The following is a 23,162-nucleotide window of genomic DNA, read 5'->3' as shown; positions in this document are numbered from 1 at the left end:
GATGCAGCGGGGGCTTTTTTAGGCAATCGACGAACTTTACAAAAGATTTACATCGCTTTATCGATTCTTTACATGAAATCCATCAAGGGTTTACACCGCCTTGCTAAACTAAGCATATAACGAAAGGAGATTTACTAAATGAAAAAATTGGGACTTTTATTTTTTGCAACTGGTTTATTATTAGCTGGCTGTGGGAGCGGTGGCGCAAGCACTGAGAGCAGTCAAGCATCAGGCGGATCTTCATCAGGTGCCGCATCAAATGAAAATGTAGAAATTTTAGCGGTAGGCTCAACTGCATTGCAACCCTTGGTTGAAGCAGCAGGTGAAAGCTTCTCAGCAGACAATCCCAATTATACAATTACTGTTCAAGGTGGCGGTAGCGGAACTGGCTTAAGTCAAGTAGAAGCAGGCGCTGTGACGATCGGTAATTCCGATGTTTTTGCGGATGAAAAAGATGGTGTGGATGCCAGCAAATTAGTTGACCATAAAGTAGCTGTAGTTGGTATGGCACCAGTGGTGAATAAAGACGCAGGCGTTACGGATCTTAGCCAACAAGATTTAATCGATATCTTTACAGGCAAAGTGAAGAATTGGTCTGAACTAGGTGGAGCAGATCAAGAAATCTCTGTAATCAACCGCGCATCAGGCAGCGGTACGAGAGCGACCTTTGAAAAATGGGGCTTAGATGGTGCAGAGACGATCCAAACACAAGAACAAGATTCTTCTGGAACAGTCCGTAAAATTGTTGCTGAAACACCAGGAGCAATCAGCTACCTTGCTTTATCCTATTTGGACGATTCGATCCAAGCGCTATCTCTTGATGGGGTAGAAGCGACTCCTGAAAATATTGCAGATAACAAATGGCCAATCTGGTCTTACGAGCATATGTACACGAACGGCGAGCCAGATGCTAACGTCAAAGCCTTTCTTGATTACATCATGACAGACGATGTCCAACAAGGAATCGTTATCGAATTAGGATATTTGCCAATCACTGATATGAAAGTAGAACGCAGTGTAGACGGCGAAGTAACGAATGTTGAATAGTGAAATGACCGAAGAAGGAGAATGCTCCTTCTTTTTTTTGTTTAAAGCATCAAGAAGATGGTATTGGCTGGTGCTTCATTAGGTAATGAAAAACAATGACAAAAACAGCCGATAACAATTATTCACCTGTTATCGGCTGTTTTTTATCAATAATCATCTTTTTCATGAAGTGGCAAAGTCACCGTAAAGGTAGAACCAATTTTGGGGAAACTGTCAACCTTGATGCTGCCGCCTAATAATTTGGTATAGTCTTTGACGATAGCCAGTCCGAGTCCAGTGCCGCCAGAATTGCGGGCGCGGGCTTTGTCTACCCGATAAAACCGTTCAAAAATCCGTTCTTGATCTTCTTCATCGATGCCGATGCCTTGATCCTGCACTTGGAATAGCAGCTGGTCATCTTGCTCGGAAAAGGATAATTTGATGGTTCCATCAGGTTTTGAATAGGTGACCGCATTTTCAACTAGATTTTTTATGATGGGCTGCAGCAGCTCTTTTTTGGTAGACAAAATGTAGTGTTCTGGTCCTTCAAATTGAAAGGTCAATTGCTTCTTAGCAGCTGCGGGACCATAGGTTTGAAGGACTTGTTGCAGCAGTTCGGAAAAGTCGATTGGCTGATTGATATACTGGAAAGAATCGCTGTCTTGAGACAATTGGATGATATCTTGTATTAGATTTTTCAAGCGATAGGCATCTTTTTGGATGATCTCCAGAAAGGTTTGTAATGTCTCAGGATCTTCTTTGGCACCGTCCAGCAATGTTTCAGTAAACCCGATCAAGGAAGTTACCGGCGTTTTTAATTCATGGGAAACATTGCCGACAAAATCTTTTTGCATCTTTTCTAATTGTCTGATGCGCGTCAAGTCATAGGAAATACCAATCAACTGGTTTTCTTGGAAACTCCGCAAGGTAACATCCAGGACTTTTGAACGTTCTCCGCTAAGGGTAGTCTCCGCATGGAAAATAGGGGTCTCGTCATTAAATTGATAGATCAACTGGATCAATTGTGTGTCATGAATCACTTCAGTAAAAGGTTGCGGCAAGGTGGGCACAGTTTCCATCCCCAACTGATCTTGCATCGTCGGATTCAACAGCAGCAGTTGATTTTCTTCATTGATGATAAAGACACCGATCATCAATTCACTGAGCAATCCGTAAAGTTGTTGTTCAGATGCTGCATAGGCACGATAGGTCTGGCTCATTTGTTCGCTCAGCTGATTGATCAGTTGATACAACTCATCATGTTCAGGTGTTTCTTGCATAATGATTGCTTGTTGATCGGGCGAGCTGATCATTTTCTTTACGACGGGCAGAATCGTTTGGATCGGACGATTCCGCTGACGCAAGGTATGGAAAATCAGTAGGCTGATCAAGAAACAAAAGACAAGATAGACAATCAAGATCGACTGCTTAATTCCTTGGTTTTTTGCAAAAAAAGCAGCAGTCGGTTCGGCGATTCGTAAGATTTGCGTCAGATTTCCTTCCTCTTTGACAGGGACTGCCACGTAGAGCAATTCTTCATGTAAAGTATCACTTTCCCTCAGAGACTGACCGACGGCGCTTCCGCGCAAAACGGCTTGGACTTCTGGACGATCGGAGCGGTTTTCATGCAGTGTATGATCATAGGTATCGAAAATAATCTGACCTTGATCATCTAACAAAGTGATGCGACTATTGCTATCTTCCACATAGGTATCTGCAAATTGTTCGAGCGCTGCGGTTTGGTTATCTGAGAGATTCAAAAAAACGGTAGCTTTTTCTTGAAGGAAATCCACTTGTTGAGCAATGACTTGTTGACGGTAAAAACTGCTAAGAACTTGCCAGCTTAGAAAAAAAATCAGCAATAGGCCAATCGACCATAAACCATAGCCATAGCGTTTTTTCATTAGACTGGCTCCTGAAATTTATACCCGAATCCCCGAACCGTTACTAAGTATTCCGGCCGTTTTGGATCAGCTTCCAATTTTTCTCTTAAATGACTGATGTGAACATCCACGATGCGACTTTGTCCATCAAAGTCGAAGTTCCAAATGCGATTGAGCAAGGTATCGCGATCGATCACGCGGCCTTTTCGTTTCATAAAGTAAACTAGCAGCTCGAATTCTTTTGGCGTTAGGAAGATTTTCTCACCATCCACACTGACTTGGAAATTCGTCAGGTCTGTTTGGATCCCACCGACTTGCAGAATCTCTGCAGGTTGATCTTCTTCTCGTGTTTGTTGACGGGGTTCTAAACGACGGAAGATGGCTTTCATTCGAGCCAATACTTCTCGAGGGCTGAAAGGCTTCGTCAAATAGTCATCGGCGCCGATTTCTAAGCCTAAGATCCGATCGATTGGATCATCTTTTGCGGTCAAAACGAGAATTGGGGTCTCGATTTTTTCTTGGCGCAATTTCTTCGTGATCTCGATACCGTCCATATTTGGCAGCATGACATCTAAGATGATAAAGTCAAAAGGCTTAGACAAAGCTAATTCGTAAGCTTTTTTTCCATCTGCGGCTGAGACGACTTGGTAGCCTTCTTTTTCTAAATTAAAGGTTAAAAGTGTGACGATGGAAGGTTCATCATCGACAACGAGAATTTTTTTCATGATACACTCCTTTCGTTTCTTTTTTTCAAGAAACGATTAAATTTCAACGAACAAGTCCTATTTTAGCATGAATAGACAATTGGTACTATTGCAACCACTAAATAAATGCTATAATAAAGGACGATTTCATAGGAAAGCTGAGGGTGCGAAATGATCGGAATCAGTGCGTGTCTAGGCGGTGCACTTTGCCGCTATGATGGAAAACACCAAGCAGTGCCACAATTGATCGAACTGGTAAGAGCAGGTCAAGCCATGATGGTCTGTCCAGAAGTTCTTGGCGGTTTGCCGATCCCACGGGAACCGGCCGAAATCGTCGGTGGTGATGGGGTGGATGTTTGGGCACAACGGGCGAAGGTCGTCACCATCTCAGGAGAAGACGTGACCGAAGAGTTTACTACCGGCGCGAAAATTGCTTATCAAAAATTACAAGAGCAAGGCATCACCCAACTGATCCTAAAGGAGAAAAGTCCCTCTTGTGGCAGTCAGACGATTTATGATGGCAATTTTTCTGGAATCAAAAAAACAGGGGTCGGTGTCGCTTGTGCGTATTTTCGACAACAAGGCATGACTGTTTTGTCCGATGTCGAATGGCTTGCAAAACAGGAGGAAGCAAATGGAAATTGAAAAGACCAATCGCATGAATGCGTTGTTTGAGTTTTATTCCACGTTATTGACGGAAAAACAGATGAATTACATGGAATTGTATTACGCAGATGATTTTTCTCTAGGAGAAATCGCTGAAGAGTATCAAGTAAGCCGTCAAGCAGTCTATGACAACATCAAACGCACCGAACGTATTTTAGAAGACTATGAAAAAAAACTACATATGTTTTCGGACTATATCATGCGGGAAGACTTGCTGGATCAGCTAAGCGAGTATACGAAAACTCACTATCCAAAAGACGAAACCTTACAGGGGTTTATTCAACAGCTCCAAGAAATTGAAGAATAAAGGAATGAAAAAAAATGGCATTTGAAAGTTTAACTGAACGCCTCCAGCAGGCAATGAGCAAACTGCGCAGAAAAGGAAAAGTATCTGAAGCAGATGTAAAAGAAATGATGCGTGAGATTCGTCTAGCTTTATTAGAAGCCGACGTCAATCTCCAGGTTGTAAAAGAGTTTACCAAAAATGTTCGTGAACGAGCAGTTGGGGTAGAAGTATTAGAAAGCTTATCTCCAGCGCAACAGATCGTTAAAATCGTTGATGAAGAATTAACTAAAACATTAGGATCAGAAACAGTTGGGATCGAAAAATCACCGAAGATTCCAACGATCATCATGATGGCTGGTCTGCAAGGGGCAGGGAAAACCACCTTTGCTGGAAAATTAGCCAACCATTTGATCAAAACCGAAAACGCTCGCCCATTAATGATCGCTGGTGACGTGTATCGTCCAGCCGCGATCGACCAGTTGAAAGTATTAGGGCAGCAATTGGATGTACCTGTTTTTGATATGGGAACAGATGTCAGTCCAGTTGAAATCGTGCGTCAAGGACTGTCTTTGGCTCGGGAAAAGAAAAATGACTATGTTTTGATCGATACGGCAGGTCGTTTGCATATCGATGAAAACTTGATGGAAGAGCTAAAACAAATCAAGGACCTGGCACAGCCAAATGAAATTTTACTGGTAGTTGATGCGATGACCGGACAAGATGCTGTCAACGTGGCAGAAAGCTTTAATCAACAACTGGGGATCACAGGGGTGGTCATCACCAAACTAGATGGTGATACTCGTGGCGGGGCGGCATTGTCGATTCGTCAAGTTACTGGCGCTCCAATCAAGTTCACTGGTACCGGTGAAAAATTGACCGACCTTGAAGTATTCCATCCAGATCGGATGTCTAGTCGGATTCTCGGTATGGGTGATATGCTGACTTTGATCGAAAAAGCACAGCAAGATTACGACGAGAAAAAAGCAGAAGAACTTGCTCAAAAAATGAAGGAAAACTCCTTCGACTTCAATGACTTTGTCGAACAGATCGATCAAGTCATGGGCATGGGCCCAATTGAAGATCTCTTAAAAATGATTCCGGGAATGAGCCAAATGCCTGGTATCGAAAATGTCAAAGTTGATCCGAAACAAATTGCTCGGCAAAAAGCCATGGTTTATTCTATGACCCCAGCTGAACGGGAAAATCCAGATTTGTTGAATCCAAGCCGCCGTCGTCGGATTGCCGCCGGTTCTGGAAACAGTGTCGTTGAAGTCAACCGTATGATCAAACAATTCAAAGAATCTCGCAAAATGATGCAGCAAATGAGTAAAGGGAATATGAACATTCCTGGCATGGATCAAATGTTTGGCGGTGGGGTCAAAGGGAAACTTGGAAAAATGGCCATGAACCGCATGGTAAAAAAACAAAAGAAGAAAAAGAAAAAACGCAAATAACAATTCTGATGCTAAAAAGGATTGCGTAAAAGACCTGATTAGCGAAGGATTCCAAAAGACATGACCGAAAAAAGGCGCTCAGAGAAAGCTCCTTGCTAGAATCAGCAAGAACAGCTTCTCGAATCAAAGCCTTCGACGGTCCTGTTTTTTTATGCAAGCAATGTTTTTTATGGCCTCCTAAAAGGGGAAGCACTTTTTATCGTGTGAGTATGATATCTATGAAAGGCCAAAAATTTTCCACGATTTAAAAGAAACTAGCACCTGTAAAAATAGTAGAAGCAGAACATTCGTGCTTTCTGTCAAATGATGCTACTATTAACTTATAGCAAGTATGAAAGGAGTTTTTTACGATGACAAACAAAGATCGCATTGAAGGAAAAGTAACCGAAACAAAAGGGAAACTTACAGGAGATGACTCCGAAGAATTAAAAGGAAAAACCCAAAATAAATATGGGAAAGCCAAAGATAAGGTTGAAGATTTTGCGGATGATGTTTCTCGCAAAGTAAATGACTTCTTTGACAAAAAAGACGACGACAAACCTAAACATTAAATATAAAAGCGTCCCTACAACAAGAAATTGTTGCCGGGACGCTTTTTTAAATATTGCTGACCTGTTTGTTTTTTCGTTTGTACCACCAATTCATCAGTGCTTTAGGATAGACAAGCAACAAACTGATGAATAAGCAAGCAACCAGCAACAAACCAAGCCGGAGGGCGATATTCCAAAGACTGACATCATATCCTTCGTAAAGATCACGGTAAAAAATTTCTAACGGGTAATAAGATATCATGGATAGATAGAACCAGGTTCCCAAAGAAAGCAGCCAATAAACCGGGGCGCGCAATTTAGGGATCGTTAAATAATCACCATCATTTTCTAAAGAAATTTTCGAGAACACTTTTTCGGCAGCAAGAATCAGCAAGCCGCTCAAGCCGAGGTAAAGGAGCAGCAGCCACCAAGGGTAGACATATCCTTGCGGCCAATCGATCCACGTTTGAAAAGGAAGCAGAAAATCCCCATGACCAAGAAACACAAAACTAAAAAACTCGCGGGTACATTGGAAAAAGCTATACCCCATTGATCCTAGAGAAATAGTGAAGAACACCGATAGCACGCCAGTAAACAGATTCCCCAGCAAAACGCCCAACAGGAGGCCTGTAGCAAATACGAGCAGATTCGTTGCCAAGGTACTAAGGGCAGAAAGCAGCACGTCTTGAAGCGGCACAGCGAGATAACGAGCTGGAATCATCGTGTATTCGATCAGGATATGACCTAACAGACCCAACACTAAACAAGCCGTCAAGGGTAAGCCGATAAAAAGCAGTTTCTTGCGAAAGACCTGCTTTCTGCTAAAGGGTAAAGCAAATAAAAAGCGGTTGAAATGAGTGCGGCCATCGACAAAAAAGGACAAAAAGCCTATAAGAAACAGAAAGACAATCACAAATTGATTCATGGTAGTCATATAAGGGTGATTGTAATAAATCTCATCAGAGTACTCTTTGTTGACCGTCAATGCCGCATCGCGGTACTCTGCCGCCGAATCAAAGTAAACCGGGGTTTCACCGTTGTAGCTTTTGACATAGTACTCTCGATTTTCGTTGAAATCTTTGATAAATTCTTCAGACGCCAAATAGCGTTCTTGCTGATGCCAGGCTTTTTGTGATTGCCAGCCAGCACTAATATACATGAAGAGCACGACAAAACAAAAGCCGATCAGCAGCTTGCCGTAGCGTTCTTTAAATAAATTGCTTAACATCGTTTTTCACCTCTATCCTTCCACCAATGCTTCTTGTCGTAAATTTGCTTCAAACAGATCTTCCAAAGTCAAAGGTAATTCTTCAAAAACCAAAGGATCAAGTTGCTGAATCTCAGCCGCCAGCTCCTCTGTGTAATTGTCAAACAAAGCGGTCAAGACTCGGCCTTGCTTTTGAATCAGCTTGGAGTGCTGCTTGATAAGGGGAGGAATCTGTTTGCTGCGAAAGACGAGTTGGAGTTTGCGAGATTGCTCGCGAATCGTTTCCAAACGGTAGTCTCCTTCAATCGTTTTCCCTTTGATCAACAAGGCACGATCAATAATATGTTCTAATTCATTTAGATTATGAGAAGCGATCAATGCGGTACGATTCGATTCGCTGAGGCTTTCCAGCAATAGTCCGATCACTTTTTTACGGACGATCACATCAAGCCCATCAAAAGGTTCATCTAAAAGTAAGAACGTCGCATTTGAGGCAATCGCAAGAATCATTTTATAAAGACCTTGCATACCTTTTGACATCCGTCGGTAGGAAAGCGTCAGAGGAAGACCGTGACTTTGCATCAATTCTAAGTAAAGATTTTGATCGAAATTTGGATAAGCAAGCCGATAAAATTGATTGAGCTTTTTCAAAGAGTAGGCCGAAAGAAAGTTTTCTTTTTCATCAATATAAAAAAGTTGTTCTTTTAATTGCGGGTGCTGATCTAGGCGTTGGTTATCGATGGAAATTTCGCCATCATCTAATAAATAATGTCCAGCGATCGTTCGAAACAACGTGGTTTTCCCAGAACCATTGCGGCCGATCAATCCTACGATTTCTCCTTTTTCCAAGGAGAAGTTCACGTTTTCTATGATAGTTGTTTGCTCCATTTTCTTGGTCACATGTTCGATCTTCACTGTGGGTCGCCTCCTAACTCTTGTTCAAAGCCATTCATCCAATCGGTCAACTCGCGTATGCTGATCTGTAAATGGCGTGCTTCAATCATCAATTCTTTCAAACGTTCTTTCACTTGTAAGATCCGAATCTCATCGCGAGGCAAGTCCTCGGTGACTTTCACAAAAGTGCCTTTTCCTTTGATGGTGACAAGGACTTGCTCATTTTCCAATACTTTGTAAGCTTTGCTGACGGTATTTGGATTCATCAACAGGTGCTTGGCCATTTCACGAACTGAAGGCACTTGGTCTCCGGCGGTTAGAACACCGTTCAGAATATCTTCTTTGATACTTAAAACCAATTGCTCATAATAAGGTTTGCTGCTGGCTTTGTTAATGCGAACCACAAAATCAGCTCCTTTCATTTATGTGTACTAGTATACGTAGTACACTAGTGGAAGTAAAGTCTTTTATGATAAAATAAGCAAAAAGGAGCTGATGAGAACAATGAAGCGATGTGAGTGGGCCAACAGTACGCCAGCAATGCAAGAGTATCATGATTCGGTCTGGGGAAAACCTGAGTATGAGGATCAGCAGTTATTTCGAAAACTGGTGTTAGATATGAATCAAGCAGGATTGAGCTGGCAAACGATTTTAAATAAAATGGCAAATTTTGATGCGGCATATGATCAGTTTGAAATCACCAAAGTAGCGAACTATACGGAAGAAAAAGTGGAAGAGCTGATGATGAATCCAGGAATCATTCGCAATCGACGAAAGATTGAAGCAGCGATCATCAATGCCCAAGAAGTTTTAAAAATCCAGCAAGAATACGGCAGTTTCTCTGCATTCTTGTGGCGATATGTCAATCATGAGCCGATCATCAATGAATTTCAGCAGCAATCCGATGTACCAACCCATTCGGAAATCTCCGATCAGCTAGCAAAAGACTTGAAAAAGCGAGGCTTTAAATTTGTCGGAACGACAACTATTTACGCCTTTATGGAAGCGGCTGGTATGGTCAACGATCACTTAGTTACTTGTGTTTGTCGAAGGTCAGAAGCAATCGTAAAATAAAGGAGTGAGATTAATGGGAAAAGTGATATTTTATGGTGCAATCAGCCTAGATGGCTATTTAGCAGGGCTAGAGGATCAACTGGACTGGCTGTTTCAAACCGACACCGGTGTTGCAACGACCTATGAAGCATTTTTTGCGACTATCGACACGACCGTAATGGGAAGAAAAACCTATCAAGAAGCGAAAAAACTGATGGATGAGGGACCGTTGTATCCTGAAACGACAAATTATGTTTTTTCCCATACCCGAAAAGAACCGCTGCCGGATGCAACCTTAGTGGCATCGGATCCAGTTGCATTTGTTTCAGCATTGAAACAAGAGAAAAACGTATGGGTAGTGGGTGGGGGTTCCCTATTAAAACCCTTACTAGAAGCGGATCTGATTGATGAATGGTTTATTCAAATCGCGCCGGTGCTTTTAGGAGAGGGCAAGCCACTGTTTGAAGCGGGGGATTACGCGAGGCGCTTGACGTTTGTTGAAACAAAACAGATGGGGGAACTGACAGAACTTCATTATGTTCGAAAAGCTGAGCAAGTAAGCAAGTAAAAAATACAAACTATTTTTCTACGCAAAAAAGACCAAGAAACTCAACGCTGAGTTCCTTGGTCTTTTGATACAGATTCATGGATTAGTTGAATCGTTGAAAGAGTTCAATATATTTTGCAATGATCGTTTCAAAGAAGCTTACTGTATCTGGATTGATTTCCTTGTTTTCATCAATCAAGTTGGTGATTCCACCGATATAGGCTTCTGGTTGTTGCAGAGTAGGCATATCCAAAAAGACTAATGATTGACGTAGGTGATGGTTTGCACCAAAGCCGGCGATCGCTCCAGGAGAAACGCTGACAACCAATGCTGGTTTACCACCCCAGCTGCTAGCACCATAAGGACGAGAACCGACATCCAAAGCATTTTTCAACGCTGCAGGAACAGAGCGATTGTATTCTGGTGTAAAGAAGAAGACACCATCAACGGCGCTTAGTGCTTCACGAAATGCTGTCCATTCAGCAGGAACTTTTCCTTCAACTTCCAAATCTTCATTGTAAAATGGCAAGTTGCCGATCTCAATGAAAGATGCTTCAAAACCTTCTGGTAATAATGATGCGAATTTTTTCGCTACGAGTTTATTAAATGAACCTTCCCGTAAACTGCCGACGATAAAACCAATTTTTTTTGTCATGTAAAATTCCTCCTTGTTGTTTTCTACTCTTTTAGCTTACCAAAAGTAAGTGAATGGTGCAAATAAAACGATTTGACTTTAAAAAGTTTCTCTATTACTAATGATACGCGTCCAGATTCATTCTGGCAAAAGATAACCATGCTTAAAAAATCAGGAAAGAAAAACTTTTTTTAGCTGTAAAGAAAAAACTCTTTACACCATTGGAAAAACCTGTTAAACTAGCTCTTGTGATTAAATCAATGGAGGTGTAAATAATGGCAGTAAAAATTCGTTTAAAACGCATGGGTTCTAAAAAGAAACCTTTTTACCGTATCGTCGTAGCAGATTCACGTTCTCCTCGTGACGGACGTTTCATCGAAACAGTTGGTACTTACAATCCTTTACTAGACCCAGCTGAAGTGACAATCAAAGAAGATCTAGTTCTTGATTGGTTATCTAAAGGTGCGCAACCTTCAGATACAGTTCGTAACATCCTTTCTAAAGAAGGCGTTATGAAAAAACACCACGAAGCAAAATTCACTAAGAAATAAGGTGACTTTGGATGAAAGATTTGCAAGAATTAGTCTTAACGATCGTTTCACCACTTGTTACCAAACCTGAGGATATCAAGCTTGAGCTGGTAGAGTCAGATGATTTCTTGGAATATAATCTTACTGTGGCACCAGAAGATATTGGTCGTATCATCGGTAAACAAGGGCGGGTTGCCAAAGCAATTCGAACGATCGTTTACAGTGTACGGACAAATGGACCAAAGAAAGTTCGTTTGAATATCATTGATGGTAAATAAGCAAGAATGAAAAGCATTTCTCTTTGAGGAATGCTTTTTTTGTAAAATTCATGCTTAAGATGGAGGACAAAAAAAGGTGGTTTTGAGATAATCAAAAGGAGGAGGTGCTTGTATGTCTCAACTAATCGCATGGATCGTCGTTCTTTTGATCCTCGTCTTTATTTATAAAATTGGTTCTTTTCTTTGGCGAACGCTAGGGATCTTGTTGTTGCTCTTTTTAATTTGGGTCTATCGTGACGAGATCATGACGCAATTGAACCAATGGACACAAAACTTTCGTTGGGGCGACCTATCGACGATCGCCAATCAAGTTTGGCAATGGATCAAGGATGGCTTTCAATCACTGCAAAATTGGGTGACAAATCTTTAAAAAATCAACAAAAAAATGACAGAAAATCTGACTTGTTTGTCATTTTTTTTATTGAGGGGTATCCTTTGTATAAGGAGGGGAACATCATGAAAAAAGAACTAGGATTATTCGTTACGCTGCTGACGATGGGCGCCTTAGCTGGCTGCAATAATCAACAGGAACCAGAAACAAGTCAAGCCAGTAGTGCCGAAACAACAGCGACGAGTATGGTGGAAAGTACCCAAACGCAAGCAAGTAGTCAATCAGAAACCAGTCAATCAAGTACGTCTTCTAGTCAGGCGGCTTCTAGGGATTCTTCAAACACGAATAGTACTGCAGATATCTACGCTCAAATACAAGCGGTATTCCCTGATCTTGTCTTACCCAAGGACATTCCACTTGCTTCAGGTAAATTGTTGAATGCAGCCACAGCTGGCAGTCAAGCCGATGCCTCAATTCTTTATTATGGACTTGATCAGCAGTTGCCTCTCAATGACAAGGCTTTGAACGAGGAAACACCGATTGCTGCTTTTCAATCAAAAGAGTATCAATCAGTGGATGAAGCTGCCGCAGCGGTCAATGTAACAGCTGATGATGGCGGACAAGCCGTTGATCTCGGATATGGGATTACTGGGCATATGCAAGGAGCTGCTGGCTCCAGTTATTTGAGCTGGCAAGAAGGAAATTGGTCATTGACTGTTCGAGCAGTCAACCAAGAAGAACAAGATCCTGTGCCGGTTGCCAAAGAAGTGGTGGCGTATCTGGAAGAAGCTATGCTCCCAGCGCCTGAGGTCGGTCAAATCACCATCGATATGGGAAAAAATGACCATACAGCAACTACCGTGGTCTGGCAACAAGAAAAGACCCTTCGAACGGTGCAACATCAAGATGCACGTTCGGCATTGAAAATGGCCGTTTCTATGAATCAATAAAGCTTATATTAGGACAATGCCCCTTTGATCAAGCGTCGAAGGGGCGTTTTTCGCGCGATGATTTTGAGGAAAACATGGGGCGCTAGGAAACGGCTAGAATTCGCTACTTTGCTATGCTAAAATAGAACAGAAGTTAGAAGAAATGGGGAACGAACGTGACAGAATATTTAAACGTAGGGAAAATCGTCAATACACATGGGATCCGTGGAGAAGTACGAGTGATATCGCAAACGGATTTTCCAGAAGAACGCTACCGTAAAGGGGCTGAATTGACACTTTTTCGTGAAAATAAAGAGCCATTACCATTGATCGTTTCAGGTCATCGCAAACATAAAAATTTTGATTTGTTAACGTTTGAGGGCTATCCCAACATCAACGACGTTGAACCGTTTCGTAACGGCATTTTAAAAGTTACCAAGGATGATTTGGTGGATCTAGCAGAAAATGAGTTTTACTACCATGAAATTATTGGTCTGGAAGTCGTCGAAGAGGATGGCACAGTCATTGGTAAAGTCAAAGAGATCCTTTCACCAGGCGCCAATGATGTTTGGGTGGTACAGCGAAAAGGGAAGAAGGATGCCTTGATTCCTTATATCGAGTCGGTTGTCCACACGATCGATCTTGAAAATGGTCAGGTCACTGTGGAAATCCCAGAAGGGTTGTTAGACGATGAGAATTGATGTGCTGACACTATTTCCACGAATGTTTGAAGGGCCTCTAGGAGAGTCGATCATCGGCAAAGCACGGGAAAAGGAACTGTTAGAAATCAACGTCTCTAATTTCCGTGATTATTCTGACAACAAACATCAAACAGTGGATGACTATCCTTATGGTGGCGGAGCAGGAATGTTATTAAAAGTCCAACCTGTCTATGACAATATCAAAGCGATCGAAGAAGCAACACCAGAAACGAAAAAGCGGGTGATCCTATTAGACCCAGCGGGAAAACCCTTTGATCAAAAGATGGCGGAAGAATTCTCTACCGAAGAGCACCTTGTTTTTATTTGCGGTCACTATGAAGGCTATGATGAACGAATCCGTTCATTGGTCACTGATGAAGTGTCACTGGGGGATTACGTCTTGACTGGCGGCGAATTGGGGGCAATGGTCATGATCGATGCGACGGTCAGGCTATTACCAGAAGTTTTGGGCAATCAAACCTCCGCACAAACTGATTCTCATTCCACTGGTTTATTAGAGCATCCGCAATATACACGCCCGGCAGAGTTCAAAGGCATGAAAGTGCCGGAAGTTTTGATGAATGGCAATCATAAACTGATCGAGCAGTGGCAATTAAAAGAATCATTGCGCCGAACGTATCAGCGACGTCCAGATATGCTGGAAACTTATCCGCTGACCGCTGAAATGCAGAAGCTTTTAAAAGAAATTGAAGACGAAGCGAAGACTGGCAACTAAAATAGTGCCAGTTTTTTTGATATTCTGCGCTATGACAAGAAAATTCTCTTTACAGCCTGTGGTCGACTGTGGTAAGATATTTCAGTGAGTGTAAACTCAACTATTACGATGTTCCGCTGGAGCTTTCATGCTTTAAGAATGTTTGGGAATAAGGAGAATGATAAACATGAATCCATTGATTCAAGAACTAACTCAAGAACAATTACGTACTGACATCCCAGCTTTCCGTCCTGGGGACACTGTTCGCGTTCACGCGAAAGTTGTCGAAGGAACTCGCGAACGTATTCAGTTATTTGAAGGTGTTGTCATCAAACGCCGCGGTGCTGGTATCAGCGAAACTTATACAGTTCGTAAAGTATCAAACGGTGTAGGTGTTGAACGTACCTTCCCATTGCACACACCACGTGTTGCACAAATCGAAGTTGTTCGTTACGGTAAAGTACGTCGTGCAAAATTGTACTACTTGCGTGCATTACACGGAAAAGCAGCTCGTATCAAAGAAATTCGTCGTTAATCATTTATTATCAGATGAAGCAAAAGCCCTTGATTTCAAGGGCTTTTTTCTTTTGACTAAGGTGAAAAGAACTTTTCATTTGTTGTGATAAAATGAAGAAACGACTATACAAATAGGAGGGGTTTCATTGAATGAAAGAAGTAACAATCTTGGACGAGAAGAAATAATCATCGAAAAGGAGTTCGTCAGACGGCCAAAGGTTCCATGGTCGAAGGACGTTCAACGCTTTTTACGTTTTTTGCATGATCAGCAGATAAATTATGTGCCGAAACCATTAGGGTTTGATCAGGAAGAACATGAGTTAGTTTCTTTTGTTCCAGGGGAGGTATATGATCAGCCATTGCCGGATGAGCTTTATACTGATGAGGTTCTTTGTTTAGTAGCTGAACGATTAAGAGATTTTCATGATCGAAGTGTTGGTTTTCTGGAAAGGTTAACTGGTGAGGAACAGTGGATGTTGGATTACTCTGGCCCAATACAAGTGATGTGTCACAATGATTTTGCTCCGTATAATATGACGATCGTGGATGGGGAGCCATTTGGTCTTTTTGATTTTGACACAGTAAGGCCAGGAAGCAGGTTGTGGGATGTTTCTTATGCTGCTTATCGCTGGGTACCCTTGTATTTTGATGGGAACAGTCGTCTGAGTGAAACACAATGCCATCGATTGAAACTTTTTGTGGATACTTATCGGCTGTCCAATAATGACAGGTTACAGATTGTCGATTGTTTGACCGACCGCCTTTCAGCGCTAGCTGCTTTTATAATCAGAGAAGGAGAAGAAGGGAATGGAAATTTTCAGAAAAACATTGACGAGGGACATCTCGTTAAATACCAATATGACATTCAGCGCCTGAAAGAAAATAAATCACAAATCATCGACTTGATAAAAAAATAGAAGGATAGGGAATGATTTAAAAAAAGTTTACAAGATAGCGGAAGTCTCTCTTGATATTTCTAATTATAGAATCGTTATTTATATCGGTGATTTCACTCATTTTTTCTTCTTCATCTTTTATCTAATTCGGTATTAAAGAAAAAAACTTGAATTATTTCATTATTTTTTTCTAATAAACGATTACAGAAAAAAAGCAATATATTCCCCTTTTTTCGATGATTTCTATGGTAATCTTCTCGATAGAGAACTTTCTTTTATCTAGCTATTACTGACCTCTGTATGTTAGTTAATTACTTCACAAATAAAAGGAAGTTCTTTATTTAAACGAATTGAAAGAGGTGTCTTTGTGAAAGCAGCTGTAGTATCAAAAGATAAGGTTGTAAAAATCGAAGAAAAAGAATTGAGAGCGCTTCGGCCGAATGAAGCATTATTAGAAATGGAGTGTTGCGGTGTCTGCCACACTGACTTGCATGTAAAAGATGGCGACTTTGGCGATGCATCTGGAATCGTACTTGGTCACGAGGGAATCGGTAAAGTTGTTGCGATCGGTGATGATGTTACTTCTCTAGCAATTGGTGACCGTGCAAGTGTCGCCTGGTTGTATGAAAGCTGTGGATCATGTGAATACTGTGTGAACGGGAATGAGTCATTATGTCGTTCTGTTAGAAATGCCGGTTATTCTGTAGATGGTGGTATGGCTGAAGAGTGTATCGTTGTAGCTGACTATGCAGTGCAGGTGCCTGAGGACTTAGGTTCTGCTGAAGCCAGTAGCATTACTTGTGAAGGCGTAACGACATATAAAGCGGTGAAAGTTTCTGATATTAAACCAGGTCAATGGATCGCCATCTATGGTTTAGGCGGATTAGGAAACTTAGCCTTGCAATATGCAAAAAATGTCTTCAATGCAAAAGTGATTGGGATCGACATCAACGACAAGCAGTTGGACTTTGCAAAAGATCACGGCGCTGACCTTGTGATCAATCCTGCGAAAGAAGATGCAGCGAAAGTCATTCAAGAAGCAACCGGCGGCGCACATGCAGCTGTAGTAACAGCTGTTTCAAAAGCAGCCTTCAATTCTGCTGTCGATGCCGTTCGTGCGGGCGGTACGATTGTAGCGGTCGGTCTTCCACCAGAAAGCATGGACTTGAACATTCCTCGACTTGTATTGGACGGTATTAAGATTGTTGGCTCTCTTGTCGGAACACGAACTGATTTAGCAGAGGCTTTCCAATTTGCAGCTGAAGGAAAAGTCGTTCCTAAAGTTGTTATGCGTCAGTTAGAAGAGATCAATGATATTTTTGATGAAATGCTCTCTGGCCAAATCAAAGGGCGGATGGTCATAGATTTTCAAGAGAAATAAATGGAAAGAGAAATACCAACAGATAAATTTTAAACGAAGGAGAAAATTTCGTGTGTAATTTATTGATCATTGACAGCAATGAGCGAGGAGCAGTTAATGATATGATTCGTTTGATCGATCGTCATTTCCCAAATGTCATCTTACTTCCGACGGTTGATTCGAAAAAAGCGCTTCAGCGAACATGTCTTGAGCAAACGGTTGAAATTGCAGTGATCAATGCGGATGGCGAAGGAGACTGTTTTGAATTATACAAAGAATTGCTCTCTTTTTGCCCGAATGCAAAAGCAATTTTGTATTCTGCAGTAGAAAGCTTTGCTATCGCTCAAAAAGCGTTGCGTTACGGCTTGATCGATTATTTAGTGGAACCGATCACCAATGATTTTGTTTATGCATTGGACCGAGGGATTCAATCCATCAATCAGATTTCTTTGCTGCACGTCGAGAAAAACAATGAGGCTTCTCCTTCGCTTTCTTTAAGACATAAGATATTGCGCTATATTCATGAAAATTATAGAGAACATATTACATTAGACACTTTAGCAGATCACCTGCATTTAAGTCAGTATCACACCAGCCGTTTGATCAAGAATACCTTAGGGATGACCTTTTCATTGTACTTGATGATTTATCGTATTGAGGTTGCTAAAAAAAAACTTTCAACAAGTGATCGATCAATCAGTGAAATCTCTGTCAGAGCGGGATTCAATGATCCAAATTATTTTAGTAAGAAATTTAAAAAAGCAACTAGTTATACGCCCAAAGAGTATCGAAAAATTTATCGTGGGAAAGCTACCGTGATCGATTCAAGACTTGAGTTTTGAGTATTAAAAAAAGTAGAGCAGCTTGCGTTGAATTGATCAGCGAAAAAATGGCTTCTATGCGATGCGTATTTGGTTACTTTTTCATAGGTAAGAAAAGCAAAAAGGTCTTGCATACAAAGACCTTTTTTTACTTAAAAAAACATTTTTGGATGAGCTGATAGAAACCAAGAGCAAATGATAAGGTTTGATGTTTTTGTGAATCAACTGATAGGTGGTATAATGAGAGCGGATTCGTTAATGCAGCTTATCAAAGAAAAGAGGCAAGAAAATGGCGAACAAAATGGTGTTTATAAATTTGCCTGTCACTGATATCAAACGTGCAACCTCCTTTTATGAAGCGTTGGGATTTGTCAAAAATGAAGAGTTCTCAAACGAGACTAGCAGCGGGATGGTTTGGAGTGAATCGATTTGGGTGATGTTGTTAGAACATGAGTTTTATCAACAGTTTCTGAATGGCAGACGTATTGCGGATACGAAGAACACAAGTGGTGCATTGATTGCGTTTAGCTTCGATACTCCAGAAGAAGCGAAGAATTTTGCGAAGATTGCAGAAGAAAATGGCGGCCAATCGTTCCAAGTTGACATGGGTATTCCAGAAGACGTGATGGTCGGCTATGAAATCGTTGATCCCGACGGCAATCAGCTTGAATCAGCGTGGATGAATGGCTATTAGCAAAGTGATCGTTTAAATAAAAAGTAAAAAAGTGGTTCAGTATGCAGTTCCTTCAAGAAGTTAGGCTTTTGTGCTAACTTTTTGAGGGCTGTTTTTTCTTGACGGGATTCTTGAGTTTTGTAAGATTGATCAGTCCCCTTTGTCTAAATGCTAAAAAAGAGGTATGATACAAGAAAAAGGAGTGGAGACGAAGTGAAATATTCAACCAAATACAGCGACGCCATTCACATCCTCGCTTACATCCACCTCTTTAAAGGAACTGATCTATCAAGTGATCGGATCGCCCAGAGTGTTGAAACGAATCCTGCCTATGTTCGCCGGATTATGAGTGATTTGCGTATTGCCGGATTGATCGAAAGCCAAAGAGGAAAACCAAACCCTAAACTAACGAAGGAACCAAATGAGATTTCTTTGTTGGACATCTATGCGAGTGTTGAAAAAGATCACCATCTTTTACATGCAGACAAAAAAACCAACCCCAACTGCTTAATTGGGGGGAATATTCAAGCGGTATTAGAAGAAACCTATGATGTGCTGCAAAAGAAAATCGAGCAGGAGATGAGTGCCATCTCGTTGCAATCAATCATTGAAGGCATTCGAGGAGAAGCCAAACAGTAGATTGAACGGACACAACACAGTAAAAAGAACTTTCACCTGCTAAGCAATTTCTTGACAGGAAAGAAAGTTTCTTTTATACTCTAGTTGTAACTTGATTAGTAACAACTATTTTAGTCAAACAAAAGATGAGGAAGGATGATTATCATGAAAATCGGTGTTATTGGCGCAACAGGAAATGCAGGTTCAGCTATTTATCAAGAAGCAGTACAGCGAGGACATGAGGTGACTGCTATCGTTAGAAATGAAGCTAAAGCCAAAGAACAATTTGGTGATACAGTCAAAACACTTACAAAAGATGCTTTTTCGTTAACAGAAGGAGACCTCGACGGGTTTGACGTGTTGGTCGATGCGTTTGCGACAAGTCCTGACCAAGCGTACTTGCATGTGGATCTGGCAACAAAATTGGTTCATTTGTTTCGAGAAAAGGACACACGCTTGTTCTTCATTTTAGGAGCTGGTAGCTTGCTCAATGAAGCGGGCGAACGCAATCTTACCGAATTGAAAAAAGCCCCAGGAAGTGAAAGCTGGATCGCGATTCCAGAAAACCAGTTAGATGAGTACCTCTTTTTAGAAACAGTCAAAAGTGTCCCTTGGGTTGGGGTTTCTCCTGGAAACGTCTTTCAAGAAGGACCAGCTAAACCAGCGATTTTAGGGAAAGATCACTTGCTATTCAATGACCAAAAGGAATCAGTAACATCCAGTGGTACGTTAGCCAAAGCAATCCTTGATGAAATCGAAACAGTGCGACATGAAAATACTCGTTTTACTGTGATTGATGCAGAGTAGTTCAGCGATGATTGAGAAGGAGAACCCAATCGATTAAGATCGGTTGCTGACAAAGGTTAGTAAGTAGACTGATTCAGGCGACTTCTCTTTATTCACATTTTTTGTTTCCAGTACCCAGCAATTTAGACGAGACAAATCCTCTGTGTTTGCTTATAATCAAGGACAGAGGTGAGAAAATGAATAAAAAAATCGAAGCGTATGAATTGATGCTTCTGCAATTAAAAGGGTTGTTAGAAGCGGAGAGTAATTGGATCGCCAATCTAGCCAACTCTTCTGCTTTACTGAATGAAACATTGGAAGATACAGTATTTGCCGGCTACTACTTATTTGAAGAAGGCGAACTGATCTTAGGCCCATTCCAAGGAAGAGTATCTTGCACCAGAATCACATTAGGCAAAGGGGTTTGTGGGGAATCAGCGGAGAAAAAAACCACATTGATCGTACCCAATGTCAAAGAACATGAAAATTATATTTCTTGTGACTCAACAGCAATGTCTGAAATCGTAGTTCCCATGGTAGCTGGTAATCAGCTGCTTGGCGTGCTGGATATCGATAGTGGAAAAACAAACAGCTATGATGCGATCGATCAGAAATATCTGGAAGAATTTGCGGCGTTATTGGTAGCAATTCGCCAATAAAGCACTTGTTTTTTAATATTAACGTAAAAACAACATGATGTTTTGAAGCGAAGCGTTCATTGAATATGAACGCTTTTTTTAGTTATTATTTACAAATTACGGGCATATTGCTTTATTTAATTAAAATCAGATGATAATATGATAATACAATTAGAAAAATGAATTTTTAAGGAGAGAATTATGGAAGCAGAAACAATTGTATTAGGTAAAGCATATGAATGTAAACCAGTTGGCTTACAAAGCCGTGTGATCGGTGAAGTGGTCAGAAAAATGGAAAGGTGTGTCGTATTAAATGTGATTCGCTATGATGGAATCGATCATGAAGATATCGAAGAACGTTGCGGACGAGTAGTTGAAAAATACAATGAGATCTATCAACCAGCACTAGTTGAGTGCTTTTTTAGCTGATCCATTGGTAATCACCCAATCAAAATAAAATGAAACCATGCACGTAAACCAATTCCCTTAAAAAAGGGGCTGTTTCTTGGAAGCAGCCTCTTTTTTTGATTCTTGGACACAGCTGCGTAGAAAAATACATGCTATAATGGGCGAGAAACTAGCAGAAAGCAGGGAGCAAAATGGAATTAGAAAAAACGGTCATTGATGACAAACAGATGCTTTTTGAATTGCCGCAGGAAGCAGGGCAACTGCAAATTGTTAAAGGAAAACTTATTGAAGCAAAAGACAATACCGTCCTCTTAGCCATAAAAAAAGGCCAATTACTATCAGTAACAGATGAGAAAACATTTGATGACAAACAAGAATATGACCGCTTAATAATCCTTACACCACCTTGGGAGATCATGGCGCCATACTTAGCGGCCTACTATCAAGAGAAATACCAACTGTCCAATGCTTCCAACGCACCTATCGTGATTCCACAGGAACTGCAACAAAAGGTCGCTGTTTGTGCGGAACCATTTGATTGCTTGATCGATTTTCTGGGTTATGTATCCACCAGCAAAAAGGAAACGAAAGAGGTGAAAAAGGGGGGCAAACCTCGTCATAAATGGTCAAAAGAATTACAAGATGAACCCTTTATGGTGGATTATCAAGGAAGTACAGCAACGGTCTATTGGCAGAAACGCAACGAGGTTCGAATTGAAAAAGGCGCTACCTTGCGTCAAGAGGTTCCTTTGAACAAAGACGGCTCGGTGGGCTTTTCAGCTCGATTAGCAGAAAAGATACGGCAAGAGAATCAATCAGCGATCAAAGAGGGACGAACGATTGAAGACGTCGTATTAAAAAGTGTCAATGAGGTCGGCATGTTTCTTTACTATGGGGGGACCAATGGCTGGCTTCAATTAAAAGATCAGCAAGGAAGAACCCTGAACGAGCGAACGGTGGAATAGAAAAGAGAGATACTGAACAAGAAAGCGATCCACCAAAGCGAACGGAATCAGCTTTGGTGGATCGCTCGTATAGTTTAACTAGGAGTAGTCTCTTCATCAATCAAGACAAATTCTTGGCCGGTCTTGGACAAAACAAGGCTCGGTTTTGCAGTTCCTTCCTTTTCAGCTCGATACGCCTCTCGGTGCTTTTGCAGATGTTCGGGGCGTTTTAACCAAGCTTGAAAGGCTTTTTTCTCAGTCCATTTTGACACTAACTGGAAAACGAGGCGGTCTTTTGATTCTGAAAACCAAGCTTCAGCAGAGTGACACCCAGCAAATGTTTTCATTGAGGCGGTATCTTTTTTCATTTTAGCAAGAAAGATGTCTTTGCCTTCTGGAATGACTTCAAACGCAACGGTACGGATATACATGAAATTCCTCCTTGCTGTGAGTGATTTCATTTAGTATAGCGCTAATTGAGAATCATTGTCAATTAGCATTGAGAATTTGTACGTTTGTATCGATTTTTGCTTTTTGATTAAATCCTTCAAAAGCCTTGAACAAATGAAAAAAGTACGTATAATTAATATACGTACTGAAGAGTCCGAAGAGTATTGGAGAAAATGGATACTTGGGGAAGTCTTTCTTTTCTCACGTGCAATACTCTTCGTTTGTTTAGTGTACCACTCCCATTTTAAAATAGATACGTTTTTTTTTACTTTCTGAGGAGATTTCTTTTATTCCTTGAGTTGAAAGGCAAAAAAGTGGGAAGGTTCTGAGAAAGCGCTATGAAGACGAAATTTGTGTCTTCTTTTTTTGTATGAAAGGTAAGGAAAATTAAGAAAGTTTTTTATCCATTTTACCTGCGAAATGATGTATAAGAGAGTAGCCAAAGTACTGATCACTAGAAGATCAGTACTTTTTTGTATGCTTTCTTGGCACGACTCCTGTCAACGATATTCAGCATAAAGTCGCACTTTTCTAATTTTTACATTCAGAAGAGCGCTTCTGACACAACCATGTAACCTCTTACATTTTTTGGTCGAGTTAAATTGACAGGCTGCATAAACATGCGGTAAACTCGGTACAACAAACAGAATTTTTTGAATTATCTGAATGTTAGAAGGGGATGAG

30 protein-coding genes are annotated in these 23,162 nt (G+C 41.1%); 23 read left to right on the top strand and 7 right to left on the bottom strand.

Annotated features, from left to right (window positions below; genetic code table 11):
- The first annotated feature begins 138 nt into the window (after positions 1 to 138).
- Positions 139 to 1,047 carry a phosphate ABC transporter substrate-binding protein PstS family protein gene (locus IAE45_RS15075; protein WP_016608721.1) on the top strand — a complete coding sequence of 303 codons (909 nt, stop codon included), beginning with the start codon at positions 139 to 141 and terminating at the stop codon, positions 1,045 to 1,047.
- A 146-nt stretch (positions 1,048 to 1,193) separates the two neighbouring features.
- On the opposite strand, the gene pnpS is transcribed toward IAE45_RS15075, so the two are convergent.
- Both pnpS and IAE45_RS15065 read right to left on the bottom strand, forming a co-directional pair.
- Positions 1,194 to 2,930 (bottom strand): two-component system histidine kinase PnpS, encoded by a 1,737-nt coding sequence (gene pnpS, locus IAE45_RS15070; protein WP_200126905.1) that lies wholly within the window; start codon positions 2,928 to 2,930, stop codon positions 1,194 to 1,196.
- Positions 2,930 to 3,634 carry a response regulator transcription factor gene (locus IAE45_RS15065; protein ID WP_142425440.1) on the bottom strand — a complete coding sequence of 235 codons (705 nt, stop codon included), beginning with the start codon at positions 3,632 to 3,634 and terminating at the stop codon, positions 2,930 to 2,932. The genes pnpS and IAE45_RS15065 overlap by 1 nt, the downstream gene beginning before the upstream one ends.
- A gap of 150 nt (positions 3,635 to 3,784) precedes the next feature.
- Here IAE45_RS15065 and IAE45_RS15060 point away from each other — a divergent pair, with 150 nt between their 5' ends.
- From IAE45_RS15060 to IAE45_RS15045, 4 genes are all read left to right on the top strand, one after another.
- Positions 3,785 to 4,258, top strand: a complete 474-nt coding sequence (locus IAE45_RS15060; RefSeq protein ID WP_077453503.1) for a DUF523 domain-containing protein — start codon at positions 3,785 to 3,787, stop codon at positions 4,256 to 4,258.
- On the top strand, positions 4,248 to 4,586 hold the full coding sequence (locus tag IAE45_RS15055; protein ID WP_005228897.1) for a putative DNA-binding protein: 339 nt from the start codon (positions 4,248 to 4,250) through the stop codon (positions 4,584 to 4,586). Before IAE45_RS15060 ends, IAE45_RS15055 begins: the two co-directional genes overlap by 11 nt.
- Before the next feature lie 14 nt (positions 4,587 to 4,600).
- Positions 4,601 to 6,019 carry a signal recognition particle protein gene (gene ffh, locus IAE45_RS15050; protein ID WP_077453502.1) on the top strand — a complete coding sequence of 473 codons (1,419 nt, stop codon included), beginning with the start codon at positions 4,601 to 4,603 and terminating at the stop codon, positions 6,017 to 6,019.
- A gap of 350 nt (positions 6,020 to 6,369) precedes the next feature.
- Positions 6,370 to 6,570, top strand: a complete 201-nt coding sequence (locus tag IAE45_RS15045; RefSeq protein WP_008377398.1) for a CsbD family protein — start codon at positions 6,370 to 6,372, stop codon at positions 6,568 to 6,570.
- A 46-nt stretch (positions 6,571 to 6,616) separates the two neighbouring features.
- On the opposite strand, the gene IAE45_RS15040 is transcribed toward IAE45_RS15045, so the two are convergent.
- From IAE45_RS15040 to IAE45_RS15030, 3 genes are read right to left on the bottom strand one after another with little or no spacing between them, the layout of a single operon-like run.
- Positions 6,617 to 7,777: an ABC transporter permease gene (locus IAE45_RS15040; RefSeq protein WP_194195544.1), complete on the bottom strand. Its 1,161-nt coding sequence runs from the start codon at positions 7,775 to 7,777 to the stop codon at positions 6,617 to 6,619.
- Positions 7,778 to 7,789: 12 nt separating this feature from the next.
- Complete coding sequence (locus tag IAE45_RS15035; RefSeq protein ID WP_194195543.1) at positions 7,790 to 8,671, bottom strand: ATP-binding cassette domain-containing protein; 882 nt, start codon at positions 8,669 to 8,671, stop codon at positions 7,790 to 7,792.
- Positions 8,668 to 9,054 carry a GntR family transcriptional regulator gene (locus tag IAE45_RS15030; RefSeq protein WP_170920129.1) on the bottom strand — a complete coding sequence of 129 codons (387 nt, stop codon included), beginning with the start codon at positions 9,052 to 9,054 and terminating at the stop codon, positions 8,668 to 8,670. The genes IAE45_RS15035 and IAE45_RS15030 overlap by 4 nt, the downstream gene beginning before the upstream one ends.
- A gap of 100 nt (positions 9,055 to 9,154) precedes the next feature.
- Here IAE45_RS15030 and IAE45_RS15025 point away from each other — a divergent pair, with 100 nt between their 5' ends.
- Positions 9,155 to 9,724, top strand: a complete 570-nt coding sequence (locus IAE45_RS15025) for a DNA-3-methyladenine glycosylase I (RefSeq protein ID WP_200126937.1) — start codon at positions 9,155 to 9,157, stop codon at positions 9,722 to 9,724.
- Positions 9,725 to 9,737: 13 nt separating this feature from the next.
- Positions 9,738 to 10,271, top strand: a complete 534-nt coding sequence (locus IAE45_RS15020; protein WP_096742377.1) for a dihydrofolate reductase family protein — start codon at positions 9,738 to 9,740, stop codon at positions 10,269 to 10,271.
- Between the two features lie 82 nt (positions 10,272 to 10,353).
- Here the strand turns inward: IAE45_RS15020 and IAE45_RS15015 are convergent, their stop codons facing one another.
- Positions 10,354 to 10,905 (bottom strand): NADPH-dependent FMN reductase, encoded by a 552-nt coding sequence (locus tag IAE45_RS15015; RefSeq protein ID WP_200126903.1) that lies wholly within the window; start codon positions 10,903 to 10,905, stop codon positions 10,354 to 10,356.
- A 254-nt stretch (positions 10,906 to 11,159) separates the two neighbouring features.
- Here IAE45_RS15015 and rpsP point away from each other — a divergent pair, with 254 nt between their 5' ends.
- The 16 genes from rpsP (at position 11,160) to IAE45_RS14935 (ending at position 22,049) form a co-directional block, all read left to right on the top strand.
- The gene (gene rpsP, locus IAE45_RS15010) at positions 11,160 to 11,435 is read left to right on the top strand and encodes a 30S ribosomal protein S16 (RefSeq protein ID WP_005228917.1); all 276 of its coding nucleotides are present in this window, start codon (positions 11,160 to 11,162) and stop codon (positions 11,433 to 11,435) included.
- A gap of 11 nt (positions 11,436 to 11,446) precedes the next feature.
- Positions 11,447 to 11,692, top strand: a complete 246-nt coding sequence (locus IAE45_RS15005; protein WP_005228918.1) for a KH domain-containing protein — start codon at positions 11,447 to 11,449, stop codon at positions 11,690 to 11,692.
- Positions 11,693 to 11,804: 112 nt separating this feature from the next.
- Positions 11,805 to 12,062, top strand: a complete 258-nt coding sequence (locus tag IAE45_RS15000; protein ID WP_200126901.1) for a hypothetical protein — start codon at positions 11,805 to 11,807, stop codon at positions 12,060 to 12,062.
- 86 nt (positions 12,063 to 12,148) lie between these two features.
- Positions 12,149 to 12,973, top strand: a complete 825-nt coding sequence (locus tag IAE45_RS14995) for a hypothetical protein (RefSeq protein WP_200126899.1) — start codon at positions 12,149 to 12,151, stop codon at positions 12,971 to 12,973.
- A 155-nt stretch (positions 12,974 to 13,128) separates the two neighbouring features.
- Positions 13,129 to 13,653 carry a ribosome maturation factor RimM gene (gene rimM, locus IAE45_RS14990; RefSeq protein WP_005228921.1) on the top strand — a complete coding sequence of 175 codons (525 nt, stop codon included), beginning with the start codon at positions 13,129 to 13,131 and terminating at the stop codon, positions 13,651 to 13,653.
- The gene (trmD, locus tag IAE45_RS14985; RefSeq protein ID WP_074536035.1) at positions 13,643 to 14,389 is read left to right on the top strand and encodes a tRNA (guanosine(37)-N1)-methyltransferase TrmD; all 747 of its coding nucleotides are present in this window, start codon (positions 13,643 to 13,645) and stop codon (positions 14,387 to 14,389) included. Before rimM ends, trmD begins: the two co-directional genes overlap by 11 nt.
- A 166-nt stretch (positions 14,390 to 14,555) precedes the next feature.
- Positions 14,556 to 14,903, top strand: coding sequence for a 50S ribosomal protein L19 (gene rplS / locus IAE45_RS14980; protein WP_002357176.1), 348 nt, complete (start codon positions 14,556 to 14,558; stop codon positions 14,901 to 14,903).
- A gap of 127 nt (positions 14,904 to 15,030) precedes the next feature.
- A complete protein-coding gene (locus IAE45_RS14975; RefSeq protein WP_144771790.1) occupies positions 15,031 to 15,801 on the top strand; it encodes an aminoglycoside phosphotransferase family protein in 771 nt (256 codons plus the stop codon).
- 346 nt (positions 15,802 to 16,147) lie between these two features.
- On the top strand, positions 16,148 to 17,161 hold the full coding sequence (gene adhP / locus IAE45_RS14970) for an alcohol dehydrogenase AdhP (protein WP_200126897.1): 1,014 nt from the start codon (positions 16,148 to 16,150) through the stop codon (positions 17,159 to 17,161).
- A 101-nt stretch (positions 17,162 to 17,262) separates the two neighbouring features.
- Positions 17,263 to 17,982: a response regulator transcription factor gene (locus IAE45_RS14965; RefSeq protein WP_200126935.1), complete on the top strand. Its 720-nt coding sequence runs from the start codon at positions 17,263 to 17,265 to the stop codon at positions 17,980 to 17,982.
- A gap of 268 nt (positions 17,983 to 18,250) precedes the next feature.
- Entirely contained in the window at positions 18,251 to 18,655 is a 405-nt protein-coding gene (locus IAE45_RS14960; protein ID WP_081118438.1) for a VOC family protein, read from the top strand.
- Between the two features lie 192 nt (positions 18,656 to 18,847).
- Entirely contained in the window at positions 18,848 to 19,273 is a 426-nt protein-coding gene (locus IAE45_RS14955) for an Rrf2 family transcriptional regulator (protein WP_200126895.1), read from the top strand.
- Between the two features lie 135 nt (positions 19,274 to 19,408).
- Complete coding sequence (locus IAE45_RS14950) at positions 19,409 to 20,059, top strand: NAD(P)H-binding protein (RefSeq protein ID WP_200126893.1); 651 nt, start codon at positions 19,409 to 19,411, stop codon at positions 20,057 to 20,059.
- A 176-nt stretch (positions 20,060 to 20,235) separates the two neighbouring features.
- Positions 20,236 to 20,697: a GAF domain-containing protein gene (locus IAE45_RS14945; protein ID WP_200126891.1), complete on the top strand. Its 462-nt coding sequence runs from the start codon at positions 20,236 to 20,238 to the stop codon at positions 20,695 to 20,697.
- A 180-nt stretch (positions 20,698 to 20,877) separates the two neighbouring features.
- Entirely contained in the window at positions 20,878 to 21,105 is a 228-nt protein-coding gene (locus IAE45_RS14940) for a hypothetical protein (protein WP_200126889.1), read from the top strand.
- 170 nt (positions 21,106 to 21,275) lie between these two features.
- Positions 21,276 to 22,049: a hypothetical protein gene (locus IAE45_RS14935; protein WP_200126887.1), complete on the top strand. Its 774-nt coding sequence runs from the start codon at positions 21,276 to 21,278 to the stop codon at positions 22,047 to 22,049.
- A gap of 74 nt (positions 22,050 to 22,123) precedes the next feature.
- Here the strand turns inward: IAE45_RS14935 and IAE45_RS14930 are convergent, their stop codons facing one another.
- On the bottom strand, positions 22,124 to 22,459 hold the full coding sequence (locus IAE45_RS14930) for an antibiotic biosynthesis monooxygenase family protein (RefSeq protein ID WP_200126885.1): 336 nt from the start codon (positions 22,457 to 22,459) through the stop codon (positions 22,124 to 22,126).
- Positions 22,460 to 23,162 lie beyond the last annotated feature (703 nt).

It is taken from the genome of Enterococcus sp. S53, assembly GCF_016516865.1.
GTDB lineage: Bacteria > Bacillota > Bacilli > Lactobacillales > Enterococcaceae > Enterococcus_D > Enterococcus_D innesii.
The sequence above is the reverse complement of the archived record's forward strand: the minus strand, read 5'-3'. Positions and strand labels throughout refer to the sequence as shown.

What these genes read in the sequence shown, in the direction of transcription:
- IAE45_RS15075 (WP_016608721.1), top strand. Translation starts at nt 139, where the DNA reads ATGAAAAAATTGGGACTTTTATTTTTTGCAACTGGTTTATTATTAGCT.
- pnpS (WP_200126905.1), bottom strand. Translation starts at nt 2,930, where the DNA reads ATGAAAAAACGCTATGGCTATGGTTTATGGTCGATTGGCCTATTGCTG.
- IAE45_RS15065 (WP_142425440.1), bottom strand. Translation starts at nt 3,634, where the DNA reads ATGAAAAAAATTCTCGTTGTCGATGATGAACCTTCCATCGTCACACTT.
- IAE45_RS15060 (WP_077453503.1), top strand. Translation starts at nt 3,785, where the DNA reads ATGATCGGAATCAGTGCGTGTCTAGGCGGTGCACTTTGCCGCTATGAT.
- IAE45_RS15055 (WP_005228897.1), top strand. Translation starts at nt 4,248, where the DNA reads ATGGAAATTGAAAAGACCAATCGCATGAATGCGTTGTTTGAGTTTTAT.
- ffh (WP_077453502.1), top strand. Translation starts at nt 4,601, where the DNA reads ATGGCATTTGAAAGTTTAACTGAACGCCTCCAGCAGGCAATGAGCAAA.
- IAE45_RS15045 (WP_008377398.1), top strand. Translation starts at nt 6,370, where the DNA reads ATGACAAACAAAGATCGCATTGAAGGAAAAGTAACCGAAACAAAAGGG.
- IAE45_RS15040 (WP_194195544.1), bottom strand. Translation starts at nt 7,777, where the DNA reads ATGTTAAGCAATTTATTTAAAGAACGCTACGGCAAGCTGCTGATCGGC.
- IAE45_RS15025 (WP_200126937.1), top strand. Translation starts at nt 9,155, where the DNA reads ATGAAGCGATGTGAGTGGGCCAACAGTACGCCAGCAATGCAAGAGTAT.
- IAE45_RS15020 (WP_096742377.1), top strand. Translation starts at nt 9,738, where the DNA reads ATGGGAAAAGTGATATTTTATGGTGCAATCAGCCTAGATGGCTATTTA.
- IAE45_RS15015 (WP_200126903.1), bottom strand. Translation starts at nt 10,905, where the DNA reads ATGACAAAAAAAATTGGTTTTATCGTCGGCAGTTTACGGGAAGGTTCA.
- rpsP (WP_005228917.1), top strand. Translation starts at nt 11,160, where the DNA reads ATGGCAGTAAAAATTCGTTTAAAACGCATGGGTTCTAAAAAGAAACCT.
- IAE45_RS15005 (WP_005228918.1), top strand. Translation starts at nt 11,447, where the DNA reads ATGAAAGATTTGCAAGAATTAGTCTTAACGATCGTTTCACCACTTGTT.
- IAE45_RS15000 (WP_200126901.1), top strand. Translation starts at nt 11,805, where the DNA reads ATGTCTCAACTAATCGCATGGATCGTCGTTCTTTTGATCCTCGTCTTT.
- IAE45_RS14995 (WP_200126899.1), top strand. Translation starts at nt 12,149, where the DNA reads ATGAAAAAAGAACTAGGATTATTCGTTACGCTGCTGACGATGGGCGCC.
- trmD (WP_074536035.1), top strand. Translation starts at nt 13,643, where the DNA reads ATGAGAATTGATGTGCTGACACTATTTCCACGAATGTTTGAAGGGCCT.
- rplS (WP_002357176.1), top strand. Translation starts at nt 14,556, where the DNA reads ATGAATCCATTGATTCAAGAACTAACTCAAGAACAATTACGTACTGAC.
- IAE45_RS14965 (WP_200126935.1), top strand. Translation starts at nt 17,263, where the DNA reads ATGATTCGTTTGATCGATCGTCATTTCCCAAATGTCATCTTACTTCCG.
- IAE45_RS14960 (WP_081118438.1), top strand. Translation starts at nt 18,251, where the DNA reads ATGGCGAACAAAATGGTGTTTATAAATTTGCCTGTCACTGATATCAAA.
- IAE45_RS14950 (WP_200126893.1), top strand. Translation starts at nt 19,409, where the DNA reads ATGATTATCATGAAAATCGGTGTTATTGGCGCAACAGGAAATGCAGGT.
- IAE45_RS14945 (WP_200126891.1), top strand. Translation starts at nt 20,236, where the DNA reads ATGAATAAAAAAATCGAAGCGTATGAATTGATGCTTCTGCAATTAAAA.
- IAE45_RS14940 (WP_200126889.1), top strand. Translation starts at nt 20,878, where the DNA reads ATGGAAGCAGAAACAATTGTATTAGGTAAAGCATATGAATGTAAACCA.
- IAE45_RS14935 (WP_200126887.1), top strand. Translation starts at nt 21,276, where the DNA reads ATGGAATTAGAAAAAACGGTCATTGATGACAAACAGATGCTTTTTGAA.
- IAE45_RS14930 (WP_200126885.1), bottom strand. Translation starts at nt 22,459, where the DNA reads ATGTATATCCGTACCGTTGCGTTTGAAGTCATTCCAGAAGGCAAAGAC.